This window comes from Natrialba taiwanensis DSM 12281 (genome assembly GCF_000337595.1).
GTDB lineage: Archaea > Halobacteriota > Halobacteria > Halobacteriales > Natrialbaceae > Natrialba > Natrialba taiwanensis.
This window is the reverse complement of sequence record NZ_AOIL01000013.1, coordinates 136,673-156,653: the sequence shown is the minus strand read 5'-3', so window position 1 is coordinate 156,653 and position 19,981 is coordinate 136,673. Positions and strand designations below refer to the sequence as shown.

Here is a 19,981-nt window from a genome sequence, read left to right as displayed (position 1 = left end):
CAAACCGATTACTGAACTCGACTCGAGTTCAGCACGAATCGAGAGCAGTCGCTGAGACGGACTGTTGGCAATCAGTTTCGGCACATCCACGACCCGGTCCTGGGTTGTGTCGGGAAACCGGGACAGCAGATCGACTGAAACGACTCAGGTGTCTGCTTCGGCTGCTGTGCCCTCCCGAAGCGCCTGCTTGTCCGTCTTTCCGATATCAGTGAGCGGGATCGACTCGACGAACGTTACCGTCGACGGGAGCGCGTGTTTTGGTACTGTGCCCTCGAGATGGTCGCGAACGTCCTGTTCGGTTACGTCCGCATCCGGTTCCGGTTCGATGAAGATGCGGACGCGCTCGCTGCCCGGCCGCTCCGGATCGGGGACGCCGACCGTGGCCGGTCGTTCGACGCCCTCGAGACCGTAGAGGATCTCGTCGACTTCCTCGGAGTAGACCTTCAATCCCGAGACGTTGATCATGTTCTTGATGCGGTCGACGACGTAGAACCGACCGCTTGCGTCGACTTTCGCGATGTCACCCGTGGCGACGTATCCCTCCTCGTCGAACGGGTCTTTCTCCTCGTCGAGATATCCGGTCATCCGCTGTGGCCCTTTCACGAGGAGTTCGCCCTCGAGTTCGTCGTCGACGGCGCGGTCGATCGGAATCGCCTCGCCGGAGTCGATATCGCGGAGTTTGACGCTCGTGTCGGGGACCGGAATTCCGATGGTCGGATGGTCCAACCCGTTGTCACTCTCACCACCGGCGAGGAGTTCGTAGAGCCCGTGAACGTCGAAGTGAGTGATCGGGGACATCTCCGAGAGGCCGTAGCCCTGGGACACGCCGCCGGCCTCGCGTTCGAACTGCGACTTCGTCTCGACCGCGAGGGGGGCGGAGCCGGAGATGCCGACGACCGAGGATGCGACCTCCTCGTCAACCAGTTCCATGAACTGGGTCGGCACGCCGAGCATGAGCAGCGGTTCGTGGTGCTCGACCAGTTCACGCATCTGCACTGTATCCCTGGCGTCGGGAACGACCAGCATATCGAGTCCGAGCTCGAGCAGGCTGTTCGTGATCGAGTAGCCGTAGGCGTGATACATCGGCAGCGCCATCACGGCCGCCTCGCTGCCGCGCATCGCCGCTGCTAACTGGGACTGCACGGCGACGCCCTGGAGCGCGTTCGCCACCAGATTCCGGTGGGTCAGCAGACACCCCTTCGGCAAGCCGGTCGTCCCGCCCGTGAACAACAGCGTGTGCACGTCCGTTTCGACGCTGAACTCGACGGTGGGCGGGTCCGGTTCCGTCGCGTCGATGACCGGGCGGAGCCATTCGGCTCCGTCGATCGCCTCTCGGTCGCCCTCGTTCGGCGGGTCCGCCGAGTAGTCCTCGAGCGACGTCAGGAGTACGTGCTCGAGTTCGAGTTCAGTTTGGAGCGACCGGATGAGATCGAGGTGTTTGTCGTGGCCGATCAGTACGTCGGGATCGCCTTGCTCGAGTCGGTAGACGAGGTCGTCCTCGGCGTCGAGGAAGTCGTTCGGGATGTGGACGCCGCCGGCCCGCGAGATGGCGTGGGTGGCGACGACGAACTGGACGGATGTCGGGAGGATCGTTGCGACTCTGTGGCCCTTCTCGATGCCGCGCTGGCGCAGCGCCGTCGCCAGTCGGTCGACGTCCTCGCGGATGTCGGGGTAGGGGAATCGTTGGCCTAACTGGACGATTCCCTGCGCTGGATGCTCCTCTGCAGCGTCGTACAGGAACTGATGAACCGGTTCGTCGGGATAGGGTTCGAGCGATTCGGGGATGCCGAACCGTTCGTACGCCGCCGTCCAGGGTGTCGCGTCTCGGGACATTCGGTCACGCTATCACGCCTGCGTTGCTAAAGCGTACTCGCTGGGATACGCGGTCGTTGAAGACCGAAGCGGGAAACGGTCGCGGTCGGATAGTCGTGCGAGGATCCGTAGCCGGTCGACTGCGCGGTACCGGCCGCCTCCACACTGATATAAATCGCCTGCGATCCGTCGAAAAACGCCCTTCGTCGTCGCCGGTGGGGCTTACCGTATGGATTTCGGACTGGACGAGAAGACCGCTCTCGTGACGGGAGCGGGCGGGCGCATCGGCAGCGTCGACTGCGAGATACTCGCCGCGGAAGGGGCCGAGGTGATCGCGCTGGACATCGACACCGACGCGGCACGGACCGTCGTCGACGACATCGAAGACGCCGGCGGGACGGCGCGCACGCTCGAGTGCGACCTGACCGATCGTGACGCGGTCGCGGAGACGATTTCGGCGGTCGACGAGGACACCGGCGGGATCGACGTGCTGATCAACAACGCGGGGCTGGTCGACGCTCGCGACAAGGTCGAGGACTTCGACGACGAGATCTGGGACCGCGACGTGGCGGTCAACCTGACGGGAACCTACAACGTCACCCGCGCCGTCTATCCGGGGATGAAAGAGCGCGGATGGGGCCGCATCGTCACCATGTCCTCGGTCGCCGGCTGGCACGGCGGCTTCGGACAGGCGTCGTACTCGGCGACGAAGTCGGCGCTGATCGGCTTCGGCAAGACGCTCGCCTTAGAGGGCGCACAGCACGGTATTACGAGCAACGTCGTCGCACCGAGCATCGTCGTCGGCGCGCTCGCGGACCTCCCTCTCGAGCAGCTCGAACAGGTCGACGAACACTTCGCTCGAATCGCCGAGGCAACCCCGATGCGACGACTCGGCCGGGAGGAAGACGTCGCGAACCTGGTCGCGTACCTCTGCTCGGAGCAGGCCGATTACGTCACCGGACAGGTCGTCGGCGTTACCGGCGGTGTCGACCTCTTTACGTTCTGAGAGAGTGAGAGAGTTGACGCCGCATCCCGTCGATTTCAGCCATCACGGAACGATCTGAGCCAGCAGTTTCGATTCGATCTTTCGCAGGTGCCCCCCAACCGTTCCGCCAGTACAGCCGAGTTCATCACCGATATCCGCGTGTGTCACCTCGCGCGGCACGTTGTAGTAGCCCATATCGACTGCGGTCTCGAGAATCTCCTGCTGTCGCTCGGTGAGCTGTGAGAACAACCGATCCGTGTTCGGCTCGTAGGTCCCCGTCTTGAGGAGTTTGATCCGAATCCCGTCTGGAACGTCCGGAATCGCCTGCTGAAAGCTCCCCACGTCGCCGATCATCGTTACGCGCAACCCCCCGCGTCGCGTGTACTCGAGGGGCGTATCGAAGATGAACTCGAACTCGCGGAACATGCTCAAGAGTCCCACGAGCCTGTCGTGGGCTTCGACGTGGATGTAGGCGTGGATTGCGTCATCCGCTTCCGAAAGATGGTACATGCGAACCATCGACGAGTCAGTCAGAATCGACTCGAGCGCCGTTGCATCACCGGACAGTTGATAGAGCGTGACGATCGTATCGTCGGCGAGGAGATTGACGTTGTGGAGGAGTTCACGCGCGATATCGGGATGATCTGCAATCTGCTGGTCAACGGGGTGTAACCCCTCGTTGTCCGGGATAACGATGCACTTTGCGTATCTCATCTCGTGAGAGTCACCTCACTGTGAACATACTTCTTGGTATCGTTTGACAGAGTGTGTGACATCCAGGGTTTCGAATAGAAACCGAACGCGGGACTGGAAGCGGGACGAACACCTCTCATCGGCCGGCGGTCTTCACCTCGAACTCGACGGTTGCACATCGGCGAAACACCCCCATCACGCCGGCAACTCCGCAGTGAAGTCACCGTGCACTGCGAGTCCGCGGTCGAGAACGTCGTACTGGTGATAGAGCGTCACCCCCTGGTTGACCGACGAATCACTTTTCACACCCAGTGCGGAGGCAGCCTTAAGAAGCGGCGTGACGGCACGCGAGAGCCACCGTTGACGGCGGGACGACGGCATAATCCGGTCGTAGTGGTCGTCGAACGTCACGTTCGTAAAGCCGGCCGCTTCGAGTTCAGTTCTGAACTCGCTGACGTGTGCGAGTTCGGGAACGGCCCAGCCGTCGAGCACCGTTCGGACCGTCTCTTGCTCCGGCGCTGTCAGCGCCGTTCGGCTCATGTAGCCGTCGGAGAGCAGTACGCGTCCGCCCGGCGCGAGGACGCGGCGAATTTCCTCGAGTACGCGGTCCTTTTGCGCGGAGTGACAGACCGTTTCGATACCGGAGACCGCGTCGAACGTGTCGTCGGGGTATGGAATGTCGTGATAGGTGCCGACGCTGAACGCGGTCGATGCCGCCACGTCGCGTTCGCGAGCGTTCGCCCGGGCGTCGCGGATGTGGGACGGGTCGATATCGATGCCGTGAACGTCGGCGTCGCGTTCGGCCGCGATGTGGACCGGCAGCCCGCCGCGTCCGGTCCCGATGTCCAGTATCGTATCCGTCTCGTCGGCGTCAAGTTTGTCGGCGTAGACGCTGTTCGAGTTCGTCATGGCTTCTCGATGGCTCGTGTGTGCGTCGTCGTAGAAGCCGTAGTGCAGGTTGACCTCGCTCCAGAAAAACCGATACTCCCACGCGGTCTCGTTGTAGAACTCGATTATATCAGTAGTACTGAACGATTTCGGTTGCATACCCCGACACGCACCGGTGTAGCCGATAGTATTTCTCCCGCGTTTCCGCGTGTCTTTATACGTGCCCCGTGCTGACTGTCTCGGTCTTCGAACAGTAGTCAAAACGCCGACAGAACCCCTCACACTGGTAGTATTGAGACGAACAGTACTGTGGCCAATTGCGGCCGGAATATAAATGACACCGTATACGAGGAGGAAAAATGATTACAAATCATGTTGGGTGTGTGCTTGTGACACCCAACAACCACCGACAACGCGGACGAACTGTAAACGACGGCACGGGGCGGTCCCTGATTGACGGCGAAGGGGAACCGAACAGCACCGGAAGAGGTGCCTAACATGTACAACAAGAAACGGCTGCTGACCGGCACGGGTGCGTCGTTTCTCGCCGTCGCGTTCGTCGCGCTCATCGTGCTGTCATCGGGGACGGCCTACGCTGCGCCGTTGGCCGCCGGCGGCTTTACCATCGAGGCCGACGAGATCAGATCCGACGAGTTCCTCCTGTACCCCGGCGTTGGGGAGAGTAGCGAGGCCCAGGCGACGCCCGTCGTCGTCGTCGAACAGCGAGGCGTCGAGATCGACGGCCTGGTGCTGACGAAAGAGCAGTCCGTCGATAACCTGCCCGGGATCGACGGGACGATCGAGATCTCCTTTACCACGGACGAAACCGTGGAAGCGGACGAACAGTACATCAAGTTGACCGGGCTGAGCGCGGAGGAGGCGACGTTCAACGGCCAGGTGATAAACGACCAGTACAGCGACGATCCGAACCAGCAGTTCCAGCAGGCGGCCGGGGAGAACGCCGAACCCGAAGAGGGGCTGCTCACCGACGTAAGCGGTGACGCGCCCGGAATGGTGCAAGAAGATGTCGAGATCGAGATGGTGTATCTCGCGTCGAACGAGATCAGCCTGCCCGGTCTCGATGTCGATGTCGAGTACACGGACGAAGAGACGTGATCACTCATGGCAACCAAATCTAGCTACGACGACTCCACGAATACGACTGGACGGATCAAACGCCGTTGGGATCGATTTACCGCCTGGCGACTCCGGCGACCGTTCCTGGGTGGCATCCTGTTGTGTCTGGCCGGGATCATCATCACCTGGGTCCCGATGCAAATCCTGCCGGACCTTCTCTTCGTCGGCGGCGAGCTGACCGGCTTTCTCGCCATCGGCGTCGCGTTCGGCGTGTTGGTGTTCCTGACGGGCGTCTTCGCGCTGTACAAACCGGCCCACTCCGACGTGATCGGCGTCATTGGCATCGCCCTGTCGATTCTCTCGCTGGTCGGCTCGCTCGGCGGGTTACTGCTCGGGCTCCTATTCGGCATCCTCGGCGGTAATCTCTGTCTCGCGTGGAAACCCGACGAAGACCGCGTCCCCGACCACGTCACTGAACCGAGCCCCGTCGACAACGCTGTCGCGGGCGCTCGCAAGCGCCTCCGGGCTATCGTCGGTCCGATCGTACGCAGACTCCGTGACCGTCTCGCGGCCGCGACCGAGACCGGGTCCGCAGAACAGGGAAACGACCGATGAGTGAGAGCCATCGCCGCGGCACAACACGCGCCACCGAGCACCGAACCCGCGAGACGATCATCGCGAGAGAACACTGAGACGTGAGCTGACATGCTATGACTCGAACGACGTCCCTCCTCGTCGCACTCGTCGTCCTCGCCAGCGTCATCTCGGGAATCGGTACCCTTCCCGTGGCCGCCCAGGAGACGAACGACGGCACCGTCACGGTGGAACTGGGATCGATCGAGGACGCGACCGTTTGCGCCCAGCAACTCACCTCCGGCACCAACGAACTCCTCGTTCGGAACGGGAGTTACGACAACACCACCGTCTACCTCGGCGAGAACAGACGCGTCGAACTCGAACAGACCCGGCCGGATGCAACAATGCTGCTCCGTACCGGACATCAGAGCGAGGCGCTAGACAACCTCTCTGCGGCCGGCGACTGTCTCCCCACCGAGGAGACGAATCTGACGATCACCGCTACGTCGATTACGACGCAGGGTCTGTCGGTCAACGGCTACTCGATCGAAGTCGGGCCGGACAACGAGACGCCCGGAGCCGACGGATTCGGTGAACTCGATCTCGGTTCCCTTGAGCAGGACGAGGACTCCTCGAACGGTACCGACGACACTAACTCCTCGAACGACTCGAACGAGAGCGATGACGAAAGTGACGAACCCCAGCCCGATGACGACGACCGAGATACTGACAGCCGAAACGATTCCGGGGACGATACCGACAACTCGGACGAAGAAGACGAATCGAACGACGGGAACGATACGCCGACCGATGACGAGGAACCCGGGTCAGACGACGGTGACGGGAACGACACCGGCGAAAACGAAGGCGAGGACGAGAGTGGAGACGAGGGTGAAGACGAAAACGAAGGCAAGGACGAGAGTGGAGACGAGGGTGAAGACGAAAACGAAAGCGAACACGAGAGCGACGACCAGAACGACACCGAAACCGATCCGGTCACCGACCCCGCTAACGAAACGCTCAACCATACCGAAGAGACGGCAGCGGACACGCTCAATCACACCGAGGAAACGGTCGAGAGCACCCTCAACCACACCGAAGAGACGACCGAAGACACACTCGATCACACCGAAGAAACAGTCGAGGGAACGCTCGACCACACCGAGAACACCACTTCCGACGTAACGCAGACGATCGCCGAGAACCCGAACGAAACGGACGACCAACTCGAAGAATCCCTCGAAGAAACCGGTGCGCACCTCGAAGAGACGATAACCGAAACCGGAGATCACATCAACGAAACGGTCGCGGACACCGGCGAGCACCTCGAAGAGACGAGCAACGAGACGGGCGACCACGTCGAGGAAACAGCCACCAACAGCACCGAGTTTCTCCGGGAAACAACCGAAGAAACGACCGGCCTCCTCGCCCCGTGATCCGGAGTGTATGCGTCGAATCGATCACGAATCGCCACAATGCGAGGGCGATGACGACCACCGACGATGAGTAGGAAACACCGACCATGAGTGAGGACCACTCGTCCACTGCCACGGCTTCGGCGTTCCGCGCTGAACTCGACATGCAGATCCTTCTCGCAGCCGTCATCGCCGGCGTTCTCGTCGACCTCACCGCGCTGTTGGTGCCGTTGCTCGGACGTCTCGGTGGTGGCGTCGTCGCCGGATTCGTCGCCGCATACGCCACCGGACGGATCATATCGGGACTCATCCACGCGATACTCGCGAGTTCACTCGTTGGCATTGCTGCAGGAACGGTTACGGGAACGCTCGGTGCCGTTCTTGGATTGTACAACGAGCCGCCGCTGCTGGTGTTCGGTTCGATCGGCCCCGTGAGTCCGATGGTTTCGGGGCTCGGATTCGCGAGTATCGTCCTGCTCGCACTCCTCTTCTCGCTCTTGACCGTCGCCGACGGCGTGCTTGGCGGCGTGGTCGGCGGTGGGCTCCGGACGCTGCTGCCCCGGTGACGGACAGGAATCGCGGTCGCGGTCTCAACCCTGGTGGGTGCGGGTGTCGGCACCGTCGGAAAGCCGTCCAACCGTCACGAAGAACGGGACGGCTTCCGCTCGGCGATACTCTCTCTCTTCCATCTGGTCGATCACGTCCCGTCCCATCGACCGCCATTCGCTTCGCAATTCGTCGTATTCCGCCGCCGTCAACGGTCCATCGAGCATCGTTTCCCGGTCATCGGCTAACCCTGCTCCAGTCGCCTTCCGACGCGCAGCACGCACTGCACCGTCACTATAGGGTGGTTCGATCGTCCGAACGTGATCGTATCGGCGCGTCTCGAGAACCTCGAGTGTCGCGTCGTCGAAGGCCTCGCGGGCGTCAGCACCGAGCGCAACGTCAGTATCGATCCCGTCGAGGTAGGCGTCCCTGGCGCGTCGCTCGAGTGCGCCCTCGGCACGGACGCTCGATTCGATCTCGACGGCCTCGTTGTTCGGTTCGACGGCCGCGACGAGGTCCGTCGAGACGCGAGCGAACTCATCGAGCGCAGCCGCAGGGTCTGGCAGGTTGATCAACAGCGCCTGACAGACGACGAGATCGAAGGTGTCGTCGGGGAACGGCAACCGATGGGCGTCCCCAGCGACCGCCGGAACGAACTCGCCGGCAGCCCGCAGCAGTTCGGGATCGGCGTCACAGCCGATCACCGCACCAGGCGACTCCGCCGCGAGAACGCGGCTCAGTTCCCCCGTTCCACAGCCGACGTCGAGGATTCGCTCGCGCGAGTCGAGTTCGAGCGGGGAAAGCGCCGCCCGGGAATCGTCCCACATGCCGGCCCGGGTCCGTCGCAGGTAGTCTTCGGAGAACTCGCGCACGAGCCCCGATAGGCCGCTCGGGGGTAAAAGCAGGTCGATTTCGGCGACGAGGCCGGAAACGTGGCTCATACTGTCGGACAAAACGATTCACACGTCGATCGCACCCGAACGGTCGTCACCACAAGCGACGATCCGTGAGACGCGATCGAGTGTTCACTGACTTTTGTCCGGCAGTATCAGTCGTCGCGCAGTTCTTTTACTTTCTGGATGTTCCAGGCGAAGCCGCGGCCGTCCTCCGTCGGGGTCTCGAGCGCGAAGGGCAGGTCGCGCAGGTCGGGGTGGTTAACGATCGCCTGCATCCCGTCTTCGCCGATATAGCCCTCCCCGATGAGGGCGTGCTCGTCCTTGTGCGTGCCAACGTCGTGTTTCGAGTCGTTCAGGTGGATATACTGCAGGTACTCGAGGCCGACCTCGTCGTCGAACCGGGAGACCGTTTCGTCGACGGCTTCGGGCGTCGTGAGGTCGTTCCCCGCGACGAGCGTGTGGGCGGTATCGATGCAGATTCCGATGTCCGTCTCGGTCCGGTCGATGATGCCCGCGAGATGAGCGAACTCGCCGCCGAGTTTGGTACCGCTGCCGGCATCGGACTCGATGAGGATCTGTACGCCGTCGGGAACGTCGAGTTCGTCGATGAGGCTCGCGGCGTTGTCCAGGCCACCCTCGACGCCGGCCCCCGTGTGGGCACCGAGGTGAACGTTGACGTACGGAATGCCCAGCCGGGCAGCGGCGTCGAGTTCAGCCTGCATGCTCTCTTTCGATTTTCGGCGGAGGTCGTCCTTGGGGGTACAGAGATTGACGAGGTAGGCCGAGTGGATGACCCACGGCCCCTCGAGCTGGTCGTCGCTTTCCGCCCGAAATCCGTCGGCAGCCTCGTCGCTGATTTCTGGCTGTTGCCAGACCTGTGGCGAGGTTGTAAAGATCTGGCCGCAGTTCCCGCCGAAGGCGAGCTGTCGGTGGACAGCATTGCGAACGTCGTTGTACGGCGGTGTTTCGTCGTCGGAGGAGACGCGCGAACCGGAGATCGAAACGTGTGCGCCGACCTTCATGGTCATGGATTCTCGTCAGTACCGGTCCGTGATATGTATACCGGACCAGTGCGGACGGCGTCATCGCTCGGGAGCCAGCGATCGAAGATTTTCGAGTTGTACCTCGAGTGGCGGATGATGCCACCGGAGTCCGGGTGTCTATCGGAGCACGTCCCGCGGGTCCGACGATCACAGCTGAACTCTGCAGGCAACCGTCTGGAAAGCGGTCCGTATCGGGTGATTCATCGGCGCGTTCAGCGCTCAGGCGCGTCTGGTGCCTCTCGATTTCGAATCCAGGCGTCGGCTCCGTACTTCCGTGCCGCGAGTTCGCGAGCGTCCTCGAGTTCGTCCTCGTGCCACCCTCCGTTTGCGGCGTCACACCAGTCACCGAGCGCTGCGGAAAGCGTCTCGACCGCCTCCTCGCGATCGATACCAGCCTCTTGGCGGATACTCGTTACCCGGTCGGTGAACGTCTCCGTCTCGAGTTCGGTATCGAACGCACCGACGTGCCGGGTGGGCTCGCGGTCGTAGCTCAGCGACCCGTGCTGGATGACGACATCGCGCTGGCGGTACTGGGCGTTGCCGCTGATCTTTCGCGCCCGTGTGGCGTCGCTCGCTGGGGCGACGATGTCGTGTGCCGGATTGATATCCCGCAGATAGCACGACGGTTTGTAAAGCGACGACTGCTCGGTGCCGGCGAAATCGGCGTCGACGCCCATTCGCTCGAAGGCGTCGAGAATCGGCTCGCAAAACAGCGCGTAGCAGTCCATCAGGTCTCCCGGGACCTCGTCAGCCGGTGCGACGATCGTATAGGAAATATCAGCGTGCCGGTCGTGATAGATGCCGCCGCCACCGGTCTGTCGACGAGTCACGTCGATTCCGTTGCGCTCGCAGAACTCCCAGTCAACTGTTTCTGCCTCCTGGCGGTATCCGAGCGAGAGTGTGCTGGGTTCCCACGAGTAAACGCGCACCGTTCGAACGCCGTCTTCGATCGCCGTCCGGGCGGCGATCTCCTCGAGAGCCATCTGGGTCGGGCCGTCGCGGACCTCGTCCGTAATGAGTCGCCACTCGCGGTCGGCAAGTGCTGTCATACGCTGTCACAGAACGGCATAACGGAAAGCGATTCCGCAGTCACTCGACCGATGTGTGGCTGTCGAACTATACTACACTACTACTCTACCAGTAACGAGAAACCAAGCAAATGGTCGGGATGCTCCGACGGGGATTCGAACCCCGGTCATTGCCTCGAGAGGGCAATATGATTGGCCGGACTACACTATCGGAGCACGTCGCGGTTCGTCGCGAGTGCATCCTGACGTAGCGCAGTACGATGTTTAAGCATTCCGTTTCGAATCAGGAATGTCTCACAGTCTCACGCCGATAGCTCACTCTTCGAACGGCGACTTCGTCGCCTCCGGTTCGAAGCCATCGAGGCTGATAATGTTCTCTCGCCCGACACGTAGTTTGCTTATCGTTCCGTCGTCTTCCATCTCGGAGAGGAGCATACTCACCTTTGATTTGGACCATCCCGTCTCGTCGACGATGTTGACCTGCTTCATGCGACCACCGTTCTCCTGGATGAGTTTGACGACGCGATCCTCGTCGGTGAGCAGTTCCTCCTCCGAGAGCCCCACCGGCGTGGCGTTCGGGTCCGCCTCTGTATCGGGCTCCGTGGCACCCACACTACCCGCTGATTGTCTCTCCGAGTTCTGCTCGCCGGTCGCAGGCGTCTCGGATGGGGTCGCTGTGTTGGCGTGTGACCGTGATTGTGACCCCGACTGCGAGTCCGCTGTAGACGGTGAGTTGGCGGTGTTATCGCGCCCGACAAAGGGAATCACACCGGCCAATCCACCACCTCGAGACCGATATCGGACGCTGGCAAGGCCGAGCCCGAAGCCGACGACGAGCGTGAGAACGAGTGCGAGGACGAGAACGACCAGCGGGGAGGCAAACGCGTCCGTGCCGTCCTCGAAAACGCCCTCGAGAAAGCCGGTGTTCGAGGTGCCAGCCCCGCCTCCGGACCCCACTTGGTCGAAGACGACACGCGGCTGGCCGGGATAGAACTCTCGTTCCCCGCTCCAGCGAACGGATGTCCCCGTCGACGGCGAGCCGTTGACGACGTACTCGGGTTCGGGCTCAGCCTCCTGGATGGTCAGCCCATCGTCCGAGCGGATAACGAGCGATTGGTCCTCCATGATGTTCATCCCCTGGAAGACATCACCGACAACGAGCGTGCCGTTATCGGCTGCAGCGAACCCATGCCAGGTAAACGAGAGTTCAACGACGCCCGTCGGGTTGATCTGGTCCCGGACGAACGCCCGCCGCTCGAAATTCGAGGCGTCCATTTCCCGATCGGTGACGGTGGTGCCCGTTTGGACCAACGAGTTCGATCGATTGACGAACCGCTGGTAGAACTCGGTTTCCTCGGATTCGAACTCGTCGGCGAACGTTTCGAAGTTTTCGCGGGTAGCGGTCTCGCTTTCGTTTTCGTTTCCGTTCCCAGTCCCGTTCTCGGTATCCGAGCTCTCTTCGAGCTGTTGTTCGTAGCGAAACGTCCAGGTTGCGCTGCCGTTTTCGTGGACCGTAACCTCGAACGTCGTGTCGTCGAAGTTCCGGGAGTTGAACTGATGCTGCTGTGATTGGGGTGCTGTCGCTGTCGAACCGGACATCTGGTTCTGGCTCTGGCTCTGGATCTGACTCTGGTAGTCGAAGCCCTCGAACTGCGAGGTGGCTGTCGTGTCCGAAGCGGTACCGGTTCCGACGGGTCCGGCCGGGAGTCCAGTCATCGCGAGGCCGCCGCTGACACTGATAACGGAGAGAACGATGATAACGACGAATCCGACGGAAACCGGCCGATTCATTCGTCCGTCACTACGTGCCGGAGCTAAAAATGCTTGTGAATATCGGACCGTACAGGACGAGTTCGTATCACCGCGCAAGCAGAACTCGCCGAGGCGGTCCCTGTCGATACGCACAAACCCCTCGGTGGTGTATCCCGCGTATGGTCGTCAACCTCGCACAGGATGTGCAGGCGTTTACGAGCAACGTCTTTCTCGTCACCGGTGATCGAACGGTACTGATCGATGCCGGAGCGAACTTCGATGTCGTGGAGATGGTCCGCTCCCGAGTCGACGGACTCGATGCGGTCGTCCTCACGCATACTCNACTGATCGATGCCGGAGCGAACTTCGATGTCGTGGAGATGGTCCGCTCCCGAGTCGACGGACTCGATGCGGTCGTCCTCACGCATACTCACCCCGACCACGTCGGGAATCTCGACACCGTTACGAGCACCTTCGATGTCGATACCTGGGGGTACGATACGACCATCGACGGTGTGGACCACGCCATCGCGGACGAAGGAACCGTCGAACTCGGCGACCACGAGTTCACCGCGCTTCATACGCCCGGCCACAAGGATGACCACCTCTGTTTCTACGCTGCAGACCCGGGCATCCTCTTTGCGGGCGATCTGATCTTCCAGAACGGGGGTTTCGGACGGACGGATCTCGAGGAAGGGGATCGCGAGGCGCTGATCGAAAGCATTGATCGCGTGCGCGAGTGGATCGACGGGGAGTTCGAAGCGTTACACGCCGGCCATGGGCCGAGCGTGACGACCGATCCGTTCGAACACGTCGAACTCGCGGGGCGGATGGCACGACAGGTGTGAGTGCGGTGGCAGCCGAACTCGTCCTCAGTCGCCCTCGAAAAGGTGCGCATCACCGGGATCGAACCCGACCGTGATGTCGGTGCCGGTTTCGGGAACCGCTGGAAGCCGTAAGACGATCGGTGTCTCGTTCCACCGTCCGTGGACGCGCACGCTCTCGCCGAGGAACTCGGTCGTCTCTACGGATACTTGAAAGCGGTTCTGCGAGGCAGTCTGGGATAGTGCGCCCGGCCGAACGCAGAACCCCAGTCGCGTCGCGTTCGCGGGAACGTCCGCGAGTTCAAACGTGGCGGCCGTCCCGCGTGTTCCGTCGGTAACGGCGACCGATGCTCGCCCTTCCCCTTCGTCTCCGGTTCCGGTGCGGTCGACGACCGCGCCGTCGAAGACGTTGTTATCGCCGACGAACTCGGCGACGAACCGGGTTGCGGGTTCGCGATAGAGACGCTGTGGCCGCCCGATCTGCTCGACGTGGCCGTTTCGCATGACTGCGAGTCGATCCGAAATCGCGAGCGCTTCGGCCTGGTCGTGGGTGACGTAGATCGTCGTAATGTCGAGTTCGGTCTGAATCCGGGCGAGTTGTCGGCGCAAGGTCTCCCGAAGTCTGGCGTCGAGCGCGCTCATGGGTTCGTCGAGCAGGAGCAGGTCGGGTGCGGGCGCGAGTGCGCGAGCGAGTGCGACCCGCTGGCGCTGACCGCCCGAGAGTTGGTCGGGGGAGCGGTCGCCGTACCCCGCGAGATCGACGAGTTCGAGCAGTTCGGTAACGCGTTCGTCGACCGTCGTCCCCGCCGGCGGAGTTCGGAATCGCAGCCCGTAGCCGACGTTTTCGGCGACGGTCATGTGCGGAAAGAGGGCGTAACTCTGGAAGACGACGCCGACGTTTCGCCGCTCCGGCGGCACGCCGGCCATCGACTCCCCGTCGAAGGTGACGCTGCCGGCCGTGGGCTCCTCGAAGCCCGCGATGGTCCGCAGTGTCGTCGTTTTGCCACAGCCCGACGGCCCGACGAGCGTGAAGAACTTGCCGTCGTTCACGGTCAGGTCGACGTCCTGCAGTGCAACGGTCCCCGCCTCCGCCCCCGCCCCCGCATCGGCAGCGGTGTCGGTGCTCCCCCCACTCCCGCCGTATCGCTTCGAGATGCCGGACAGCCGAAGCGTCGTCACAGTTCGTACCTCCCGCCGACGCGGTCGATGACGACGAAACTCGCCGCCGTCACGGCTAACAGGAGCGTCCCCATCGCGATCGCCGGACCGGAGCGCCGGCCGAGATAGCGTTCGACGGCGACGGGCATGGTGTAACTGCCGTTGCCGGCCGCCAAAATCACCGTCGAAGAGAACTCGCCGATCGAGATGGCGAAGGCGAACGCCGCGCCCGCGACGATGCCGCTCGCGACGAGCGGGAGTTCGATATCGAGGAGCGCCCGGAATCGCGATGCGCCGAGTGCGCGCGCGGATTCGACCATCGCCGAGTTCAGGTTCGCGAGCAACGGCGAGACGTTTCGGGTGACGAACGGGTAGGCCGCAACGGCGTGGGCGACGACGATCGCGATCGGTCCCGTCACCTGGAGTCGCCAGCCGCCGGGCAGCGGGAGGCCGAAGACGAGCCCCTGCAGGAGGCCGATGCCGAACACCACGCCGCTGACGGCGAGGGGAAGCATCGCGAGCGTGTCCACGAGCGTGCCGCTACGGCCCGCGCGGACGGTCAGCACCGAGATCACGACGCCCATCGGCACCGCGACGACGAGCGTCGCGAGACCGAACAAAAGCGAGTTCCGGATCGCGGGCCAGGGTAACGCCTGGTACTGCTCGCCGCCGAGTTGGCGCTCCAGCAGGAACGTGTAGTTGCGAAGGGTGAACCCGCCGCCGTCGGTCACGCTCCCGACGACCAGACTCGCGATCGGGCCGACGAAGAGGACGAGTGCGAGGAGGCCGTAGCCGGCGATCGCGAGCCGGCGCGGCGACAGCGCCGTTTGCAGATCGGGGAATAAGGGCTCGGTCGGCGGTGCGGACGCCGCCTGCGAGAGTCCCGACCGGGCCGACTCGTACCGCAAATACGCGTAGGTCAGGCCGAGCGAGAGCAGCGTCTCCAGGACGGCAAGCGTTGCGGCGTCGGCGTAATCGAGGTTCTGAATCCGGTCGTAGATCCAGACCTCGACGGTCGCCAGTTGCAACCCGCCGAGTGCGAGCACGATCGGGAATGTCATGAACGTGAAGATGAACGTCAGGAGCGCGCCCGTGAGGACGGCCGGCGCGAGCTGCGGGACGACGATGTCACGGAACGCACAGCGCTTGCTCGCCCCGAGACTGCGGGCGGTTTCGACGGCCCGAACGTCGACGGACTCCCAGGCGGCGACAGTAACCCGCGCGACCAGCGGCGCGTTGTAGAACGCGTGTGCCAGGATCACGACCGCGAGCGGACTGGTTTCGATGAACGCGAACGGACCGATTCCCACCGCGCCGAGCACCGAGTTCAGCGTGCCCGTCCGGCCGAACATCGCGTAGAAGCCGACCGCGACCATGATTCCCGGCAGGACGAACGGCAGAATCGTCAGCGAGCGCAGCGTCCGCCGCCCGTAGAACTCGTAGTTCGCAAGGATGTACGCCGCGGGAAGGCCAATCGCGACGCTCGCGACCGTCGAAAGCGCCGCCTGGACGGCCGTGAATCCGAACAGTCCCTGCCGCACGGGCGGGACCGAAAGTGCGAACCAGGGGATCGGGACCGTACCGTCTACAACTGGAATCGGAACGCTGAACGCGACCGTCAGCGACACCGAAATCGCGGCGACCCAGCCCGCAAGCGACCGCAGGTGCGCTCCGATCGCAAGCGGGTCCGCGAATACGTCGGCCAGCACGCCGACGTAGAACGGGTCCGTGAGAACCCCGGCGATGTGGGCAAGCGTCGGCCGTCCGTTCTCGAGGACGGCGTTCACGAAGACGATCCCCGTCGGCACGTACAGCATCACGACGAGAACCGCTGCCGTACAGAGCGCAGTCAGCGCGAGCGCGTGCCGTTCGAGCCAGGTACGAAACCGGGACCTGATGGAGTCGGTGCCGGGTGGCCCCCTCGTCGTGAGGTGACCGTCGGTCGACCGGTCGGCTGAACTCGCTGATGCCGCGGACTCCGCGGACTCCGTTGACTTCGCCGACTCCGCCGAGTTCACCGACTCCCGTGACGATCGGTCCAACAGTTCCCGAAACCCCACGCGAACCACCTACTGACTCGCGAAGTCGCGCGCCCAGTCGTCGACCCACCCGTCGAGGTTGCCACGAAGGTCCTCGTAGCCGATCGTCACCGCCTCCGGCGGTTCGTGGGCGTACTGATCGAACTCGTCGTCCAAATCGACGTGATCGTCCGCGACCGCGGGGAACTGGACGTTTCGCTCGGCAATTTCCGCCTGGGCCGCATTCGAGAGCGCGAAGTCGACGAACTCGTAGGCGAGATCGACTTCGTCCGCACCCTCGAATATCGCCATCCCTTCGGGATTCGCGTACCCCTGGTCGTTCGGGAAGGCGGTCTGGTGTCGACTGAGGTCGTTCCCCTCCGCCGAGGCGAACACCTGATCGGTCGAGTACGAGACGATCATCGGACGCTCCTCGTTCATGTACGCTCCGTAGTAGGACTCAGTCCAGTCGTCGAGCACGCGAACGCCGTTGTCCGTGAGGTCCGCCCAGTACTCGAGGTAGCCGTCCTCGCCGAAGGCGTCGATCGTCCACAGCAGAAACGCCTGGCCGGGGTCGGAGGTCTGGGCGTTCTGGGCGATCAGCGCATCCTCGTAGGCCGGGTCGAGGAGGTCCTCGAACGTCTCCGGTTCGTCGACGACGGTTTCGTCGTAGACGAGACTGATGTAGCCGGTGTCGTACGCGAGGACGCGGCCGTGCGGATCGCCCATGTCGAGTCCGTCGCGGATGCGATCCGACCGCTCGATCCGGTCGAGATTGAGTTCGCGAAAGAGGCCGCCGTCGTCTAAGTTGTCGTCGACGGTCACCAGGTCATCGATGTTCAGACCGAGATACACGTCGGGATCGATCGCCCCACCCTGGGACGCCCGAGAAATGTAGTGATTGATCCCCTGGTCCGGCAGGAGCGTCCATTCGAGTTCGGCGTCGGGATAGGTCGCTTCGAACTCGTCTTTGAGCCACGGTCCCGCGGGGGTTTCGCCGTCGAGCATCGACTCGTAGGTGACGACCTCGAGTGTGCCCTCGAGATCCGGGTTGTCGGGTTCGGGGTCGGTCGTTGCGTCCCCGTTTGCCTCCTCGTTGTCGTCTCGCGTGAGACAGCCCGCGAGTCCGGCCGTGAGTCCCCCACCGAGTGCCGTAACGAACGGTCGGCGTTTCATTACCTGGTTGTTCCACTGCGTGGTTTTAAGCGCATCGTTCGCTTCGCCGACACCAGTGGGCGAGCGAACGGGACGGTGCAGTCGCTTAGTCCGCCGTTCCCGCACGCCGCGCCGCAGCGAGCAACGCGTCGTAGGCCGCCGCGTACGCATCCTCTATCCCGGCGGGATCACGTCGGTCGTCGCTCCCGAGCGGCGGGAGTTGCACCCGGTCGATGGGGTCGAGATACTCGAGGACATCCGGCACCCGCTTTTCGAGCGCGCCGTCTTTCGGACTCGAACTCGCGATTTCGCAGGCGCGACAGTACCGATCGCCCGGGTAGATCCGCGCGCGACCCGGCTCGACGGCCGCGACCGCGGTGACCGCCGCCGGATCGAGCGACTGCAACGGCTGGGCGATATCGCTGTAGGACTCGACGACGGCAACCTCCGCGGCCTCGAGTTCGTCCGCGAGTTCGGCGAACGCCGGGACGTAGCGCCGTTCGGCGAGGTCGTTGAACTCGTCGACGCTCTCGACGGGAATCGCATTCGCGAGCGGCAGCGCCTCGGCGACCGCCGGCGGCACGTCGGCGGTTGCGTTGCGCACGAACGTCGCGTCCTCGCCCCGCCCGAGACGGTCGACGATGAACTCGCGGTCGCGCTGACCGAGGAGCCCGGTTCCGCTGCCGGGCGTCGGTCGCCAGAGGCGGTGGACTGGATTGAGCCGTTCGGGCGTACGACCGCGTTCCTCCGCCCTTGCGAGTCTGCGCGCGTCCTTGCCGTAGAGTCGACCCTCGGCGAGTGCACGCCGGCAATCGTCGTGGTCGAACCAGAAGTCGTTGCCGGCGCGCGGTTTGTAGCCGCGGGCACCGGTTCGTTCGAGCAGGCCGACCGAGAACGTGGTCTTGCCGGCGTCGACCCGGTCGGCACCGACGACGAGGAGAATCATCTACTCGCCCGTTTTCAGCCCGTAGTAGCCGGGTTCGTCGTCGCTTCGTGGCTCGGCGACCACGAGTTCGGCCGCGTTGGTCATGATCCATGGGATGGCCCAGTCGAGCAGGATGGCTTCGGTCTCCTGTTCGATCTCCGCGTCGGGTTCGAGCCCCTGGAGCATGCGGGCGATTTCGTAGACGGTGTACATCTGGTCCGCTTCGAGCAGTTCCGCAGGGGTGTAGAAGTCACACGGCGGTAGACTGTCGAACTCGGATTTCGAAACGGGCATGATACTCGGGGGTACCGCGTTCGTACGCCTAAATCGTTCGCTCTCGGACTGCGCTTTCCCGTCCTGACCTGACCGGCTCCAGTTCGCACCGAAACAGTGGACTAGCGCTGGGTCACGTCGCCGAAAGAAGTCGAAATCGTCGCCGTAGCTGGGCGGTTCAGCGATTATTCGAACTGGTCAAGACACGTCTGATACTCGTCTTCGACCGACTCCCAGTTGATGACGTCGAAGAACGCGTCGATGAAACTGCCACGGTCCGGACCGTAATCATAGTAGTAGGAGTGTTCCCAGACGTCCAGTGCAAGGATCGGGTGGGAACCCCAGAGCGCGTGGAGGTCGTGGCGATCGACTTTCAGGTTGCGCAGTTGCTTTGCAACCGGATCGTACACCAGTAGCGCCCAGCCACCGGCAGCGCCCGCGGCGGCTTCGAACTCGCCCTTCCAAGCTTCGTAGGACCCGAAGTCCTCTTCAATGCGGGCAGCGAGGTCTCCCTCCGGCTCGCCACCGCCATTCGGGGACATGTTCTCCCAGAACAGCGTGTGCAGATAATGCCCACAGCCGTTGTGGGTCACGTTCTCCATCGCCGCGGGCGTCGACTCGAAATCACCGTCCTCGCGGTTCTGTTCGAGTTCTTCTTCCGCCGAGTTCAGGCCGTTGACGTAGCCCTGGTGGTGCGTGTCGTGGTGCCAGGTGAGGACCTGCTCGGAAATCGACGGTTCCAGTGCATCGTAATCGTACGGTAGTGGGGGGAGTTCGTGATCAGTCATGGATAACACCTGTGTATGATAGCAGTTCATTCCTGGAACGCGTACCGGAATGAGGGGGTATCATAGCGCACAGTTCTCGTCCGCGTACTGTTGCGTCCGAGTCCAGTTGCGTTGACACCGAGTATCGTG

At 63.0% G+C, this 19,981-nt stretch carries 19 protein-coding genes and 1 tRNA gene; 6 read left to right on the top strand and 14 right to left on the bottom strand.

The features are described from left to right. Positions 1–144: 144 nt before the first annotated feature. Positions 145–1,833, bottom strand: a complete 1,689-nt coding sequence (locus C484_RS04460; protein WP_006824758.1) for an AMP-binding protein — start codon at positions 1,831–1,833, stop codon at positions 145–147. Positions 1,834–2,041: 208 nt separating this feature from the next. Here C484_RS04460 and C484_RS04455 point away from each other — a divergent pair, with 208 nt between their 5' ends. Next, positions 2,042–2,818 (top strand): SDR family NAD(P)-dependent oxidoreductase, encoded by a 777-nt coding sequence (locus C484_RS04455; RefSeq protein WP_006824757.1) that lies wholly within the window; start codon positions 2,042–2,044, stop codon positions 2,816–2,818. 42 nt (positions 2,819–2,860) lie between these two features. Here the strand turns inward: C484_RS04455 and C484_RS04450 are convergent, their stop codons facing one another. Both C484_RS04450 and C484_RS04445 read right to left on the bottom strand, forming a co-directional pair. After that, entirely contained in the window at positions 2,861–3,511 is a 651-nt protein-coding gene (locus tag C484_RS04450) for a helix-turn-helix domain-containing protein (RefSeq protein WP_006824756.1), read from the bottom strand. A 174-nt stretch (positions 3,512–3,685) separates the two neighbouring features. Beyond that, the gene (locus C484_RS04445; protein WP_006824755.1) at positions 3,686–4,537 is read right to left on the bottom strand and encodes an SAM-dependent methyltransferase; all 852 of its coding nucleotides are present in this window, start codon (positions 4,535–4,537) and stop codon (positions 3,686–3,688) included. Positions 4,538–4,876: 339 nt separating this feature from the next. On the opposite strand from C484_RS04445, the gene C484_RS04440 reads away from it, so the two are divergent. The 4 genes from C484_RS04440 (at position 4,877) to C484_RS04425 (ending at position 8,012) form a co-directional block, all read left to right on the top strand. Then, positions 4,877–5,494, top strand: coding sequence for a DUF6230 family protein (locus C484_RS04440; RefSeq protein ID WP_006824754.1), 618 nt, complete (start codon positions 4,877–4,879; stop codon positions 5,492–5,494). A 6-nt stretch (positions 5,495–5,500) separates the two neighbouring features. Further along, complete coding sequence (locus tag C484_RS04435) at positions 5,501–6,070, top strand: DUF6114 domain-containing protein (RefSeq protein WP_006824753.1); 570 nt, start codon at positions 5,501–5,503, stop codon at positions 6,068–6,070. Between the two features lie 95 nt (positions 6,071–6,165). Then, the gene (locus tag C484_RS04430; RefSeq protein WP_006824752.1) at positions 6,166–7,467 is read left to right on the top strand and encodes a hypothetical protein; all 1,302 of its coding nucleotides are present in this window, start codon (positions 6,166–6,168) and stop codon (positions 7,465–7,467) included. Between the two features lie 86 nt (positions 7,468–7,553). Continuing rightward, a complete protein-coding gene (locus C484_RS04425; protein ID WP_006824751.1) occupies positions 7,554–8,012 on the top strand; it encodes a hypothetical protein in 459 nt (152 codons plus the stop codon). A 24-nt stretch (positions 8,013–8,036) separates the two neighbouring features. On the opposite strand, the gene C484_RS04420 is transcribed toward C484_RS04425, so the two are convergent. The 5 genes from C484_RS04420 to C484_RS04400 all read right to left on the bottom strand — a co-directional run bounded on the left by C484_RS04420 (position 8,037) and on the right by C484_RS04400 (position 12,750). Beyond that, positions 8,037–8,864 (bottom strand): class I SAM-dependent methyltransferase, encoded by an 828-nt coding sequence (locus C484_RS04420; protein ID WP_049915039.1) that lies wholly within the window; start codon positions 8,862–8,864, stop codon positions 8,037–8,039. A 176-nt stretch (positions 8,865–9,040) separates the two neighbouring features. Further along, on the bottom strand, positions 9,041–9,910 hold the full coding sequence (locus C484_RS04415; protein ID WP_006824749.1) for a deoxyribonuclease IV: 870 nt from the start codon (positions 9,908–9,910) through the stop codon (positions 9,041–9,043). Positions 9,911–10,143: 233 nt separating this feature from the next. Then, the gene (locus C484_RS04410) at positions 10,144–10,980 is read right to left on the bottom strand and encodes a lipoate--protein ligase family protein (protein WP_006824748.1); all 837 of its coding nucleotides are present in this window, start codon (positions 10,978–10,980) and stop codon (positions 10,144–10,146) included. A 120-nt stretch (positions 10,981–11,100) separates the two neighbouring features. Next, positions 11,101–11,175 (bottom strand) — tRNA-Glu (locus C484_RS04405). Between the two features lie 99 nt (positions 11,176–11,274). Further along, the gene (locus tag C484_RS04400; RefSeq protein ID WP_006824747.1) at positions 11,275–12,750 is read right to left on the bottom strand and encodes a helix-turn-helix transcriptional regulator; all 1,476 of its coding nucleotides are present in this window, start codon (positions 12,748–12,750) and stop codon (positions 11,275–11,277) included. A 140-nt stretch (positions 12,751–12,890) separates the two neighbouring features. Between C484_RS04400 and C484_RS04395 the strand changes: the two genes are divergently transcribed. Further along, positions 12,891–13,559, top strand: a complete 669-nt coding sequence (locus C484_RS04395) for an MBL fold metallo-hydrolase (RefSeq protein WP_006824746.1) — start codon at positions 12,891–12,893, stop codon at positions 13,557–13,559. A gap of 24 nt (positions 13,560–13,583) precedes the next feature. Here C484_RS04395 and C484_RS04390 read toward each other — a convergent pair whose 3' ends face one another. From C484_RS04390 to sod, 6 genes are all read right to left on the bottom strand, one after another. Then, a complete protein-coding gene (locus C484_RS04390; protein WP_006824745.1) occupies positions 13,584–14,714 on the bottom strand; it encodes an ABC transporter ATP-binding protein in 1,131 nt (376 codons plus the stop codon). Continuing rightward, on the bottom strand, positions 14,711–16,762 hold the full coding sequence (locus tag C484_RS04385; protein ID WP_006824744.1) for an ABC transporter permease: 2,052 nt from the start codon (positions 16,760–16,762) through the stop codon (positions 14,711–14,713). Before C484_RS04385 ends, C484_RS04390 begins: the two co-directional genes overlap by 4 nt. Next, entirely contained in the window at positions 16,763–17,887 is a 1,125-nt protein-coding gene (locus tag C484_RS04380; protein ID WP_006824743.1) for a thiamine ABC transporter substrate-binding protein, read from the bottom strand. Between the two features lie 85 nt (positions 17,888–17,972). Next, entirely contained in the window at positions 17,973–18,812 is an 840-nt protein-coding gene (locus tag C484_RS04375; protein ID WP_006824742.1) for a hypothetical protein, read from the bottom strand. Next, a complete protein-coding gene (locus C484_RS04370) occupies positions 18,813–19,085 on the bottom strand; it encodes a DUF5827 family protein (RefSeq protein ID WP_006824741.1) in 273 nt (90 codons plus the stop codon). Between the two features lie 164 nt (positions 19,086–19,249). After that, on the bottom strand, positions 19,250–19,852 hold the full coding sequence (gene sod, locus C484_RS04365) for a superoxide dismutase (protein ID WP_006824740.1): 603 nt from the start codon (positions 19,850–19,852) through the stop codon (positions 19,250–19,252). Between the last annotated feature and the right edge of the window lie 129 nt (positions 19,853–19,981).

Bases quoted from the DNA above. Each gene is read 5' to 3' on its own strand.
- C484_RS04410 (WP_006824748.1), bottom strand. From the start codon at position 10,980: ATGACAGCACTTGCCGACCGCGAGTGGCGACTCATTACGGACGAGGTC.
- sod (WP_006824740.1), bottom strand. From the start codon at position 19,852: ATGACTGATCACGAACTCCCCCCACTACCGTACGATTACGATGCACTG.
- C484_RS04440 (WP_006824754.1), top strand. From the start codon at position 4,877: ATGTACAACAAGAAACGGCTGCTGACCGGCACGGGTGCGTCGTTTCTC.
- C484_RS04435 (WP_006824753.1), top strand. From the start codon at position 5,501: ATGGCAACCAAATCTAGCTACGACGACTCCACGAATACGACTGGACGG.
- C484_RS04450 (WP_006824756.1), bottom strand. From the start codon at position 3,511: ATGAGATACGCAAAGTGCATCGTTATCCCGGACAACGAGGGGTTACAC.
- C484_RS04380 (WP_006824743.1), bottom strand. From the start codon at position 17,887: ATGAAACGCCGACCGTTCGTTACGGCACTCGGTGGGGGACTCACGGCC.
- C484_RS04400 (WP_006824747.1), bottom strand. From the start codon at position 12,750: ATGAATCGGCCGGTTTCCGTCGGATTCGTCGTTATCATCGTTCTCTCC.
- C484_RS04415 (WP_006824749.1), bottom strand. From the start codon at position 9,910: ATGAAGGTCGGCGCACACGTTTCGATCTCCGGTTCGCGCGTCTCCTCC.
- C484_RS04455 (WP_006824757.1), top strand. From the start codon at position 2,042: ATGGATTTCGGACTGGACGAGAAGACCGCTCTCGTGACGGGAGCGGGC.
- C484_RS04425 (WP_006824751.1), top strand. From the start codon at position 7,554: ATGAGTGAGGACCACTCGTCCACTGCCACGGCTTCGGCGTTCCGCGCT.
- C484_RS04375 (WP_006824742.1), bottom strand. From the start codon at position 18,812: ATGATTCTCCTCGTCGTCGGTGCCGACCGGGTCGACGCCGGCAAGACC.
- C484_RS04430 (WP_006824752.1), top strand. From the start codon at position 6,166: ATGACTCGAACGACGTCCCTCCTCGTCGCACTCGTCGTCCTCGCCAGC.
- C484_RS04460 (WP_006824758.1), bottom strand. From the start codon at position 1,833: ATGTCCCGAGACGCGACACCCTGGACGGCGGCGTACGAACGGTTCGGC.
- C484_RS04445 (WP_006824755.1), bottom strand. From the start codon at position 4,537: ATGCAACCGAAATCGTTCAGTACTACTGATATAATCGAGTTCTACAAC.
- C484_RS04370 (WP_006824741.1), bottom strand. From the start codon at position 19,085: ATGCCCGTTTCGAAATCCGAGTTCGACAGTCTACCGCCGTGTGACTTC.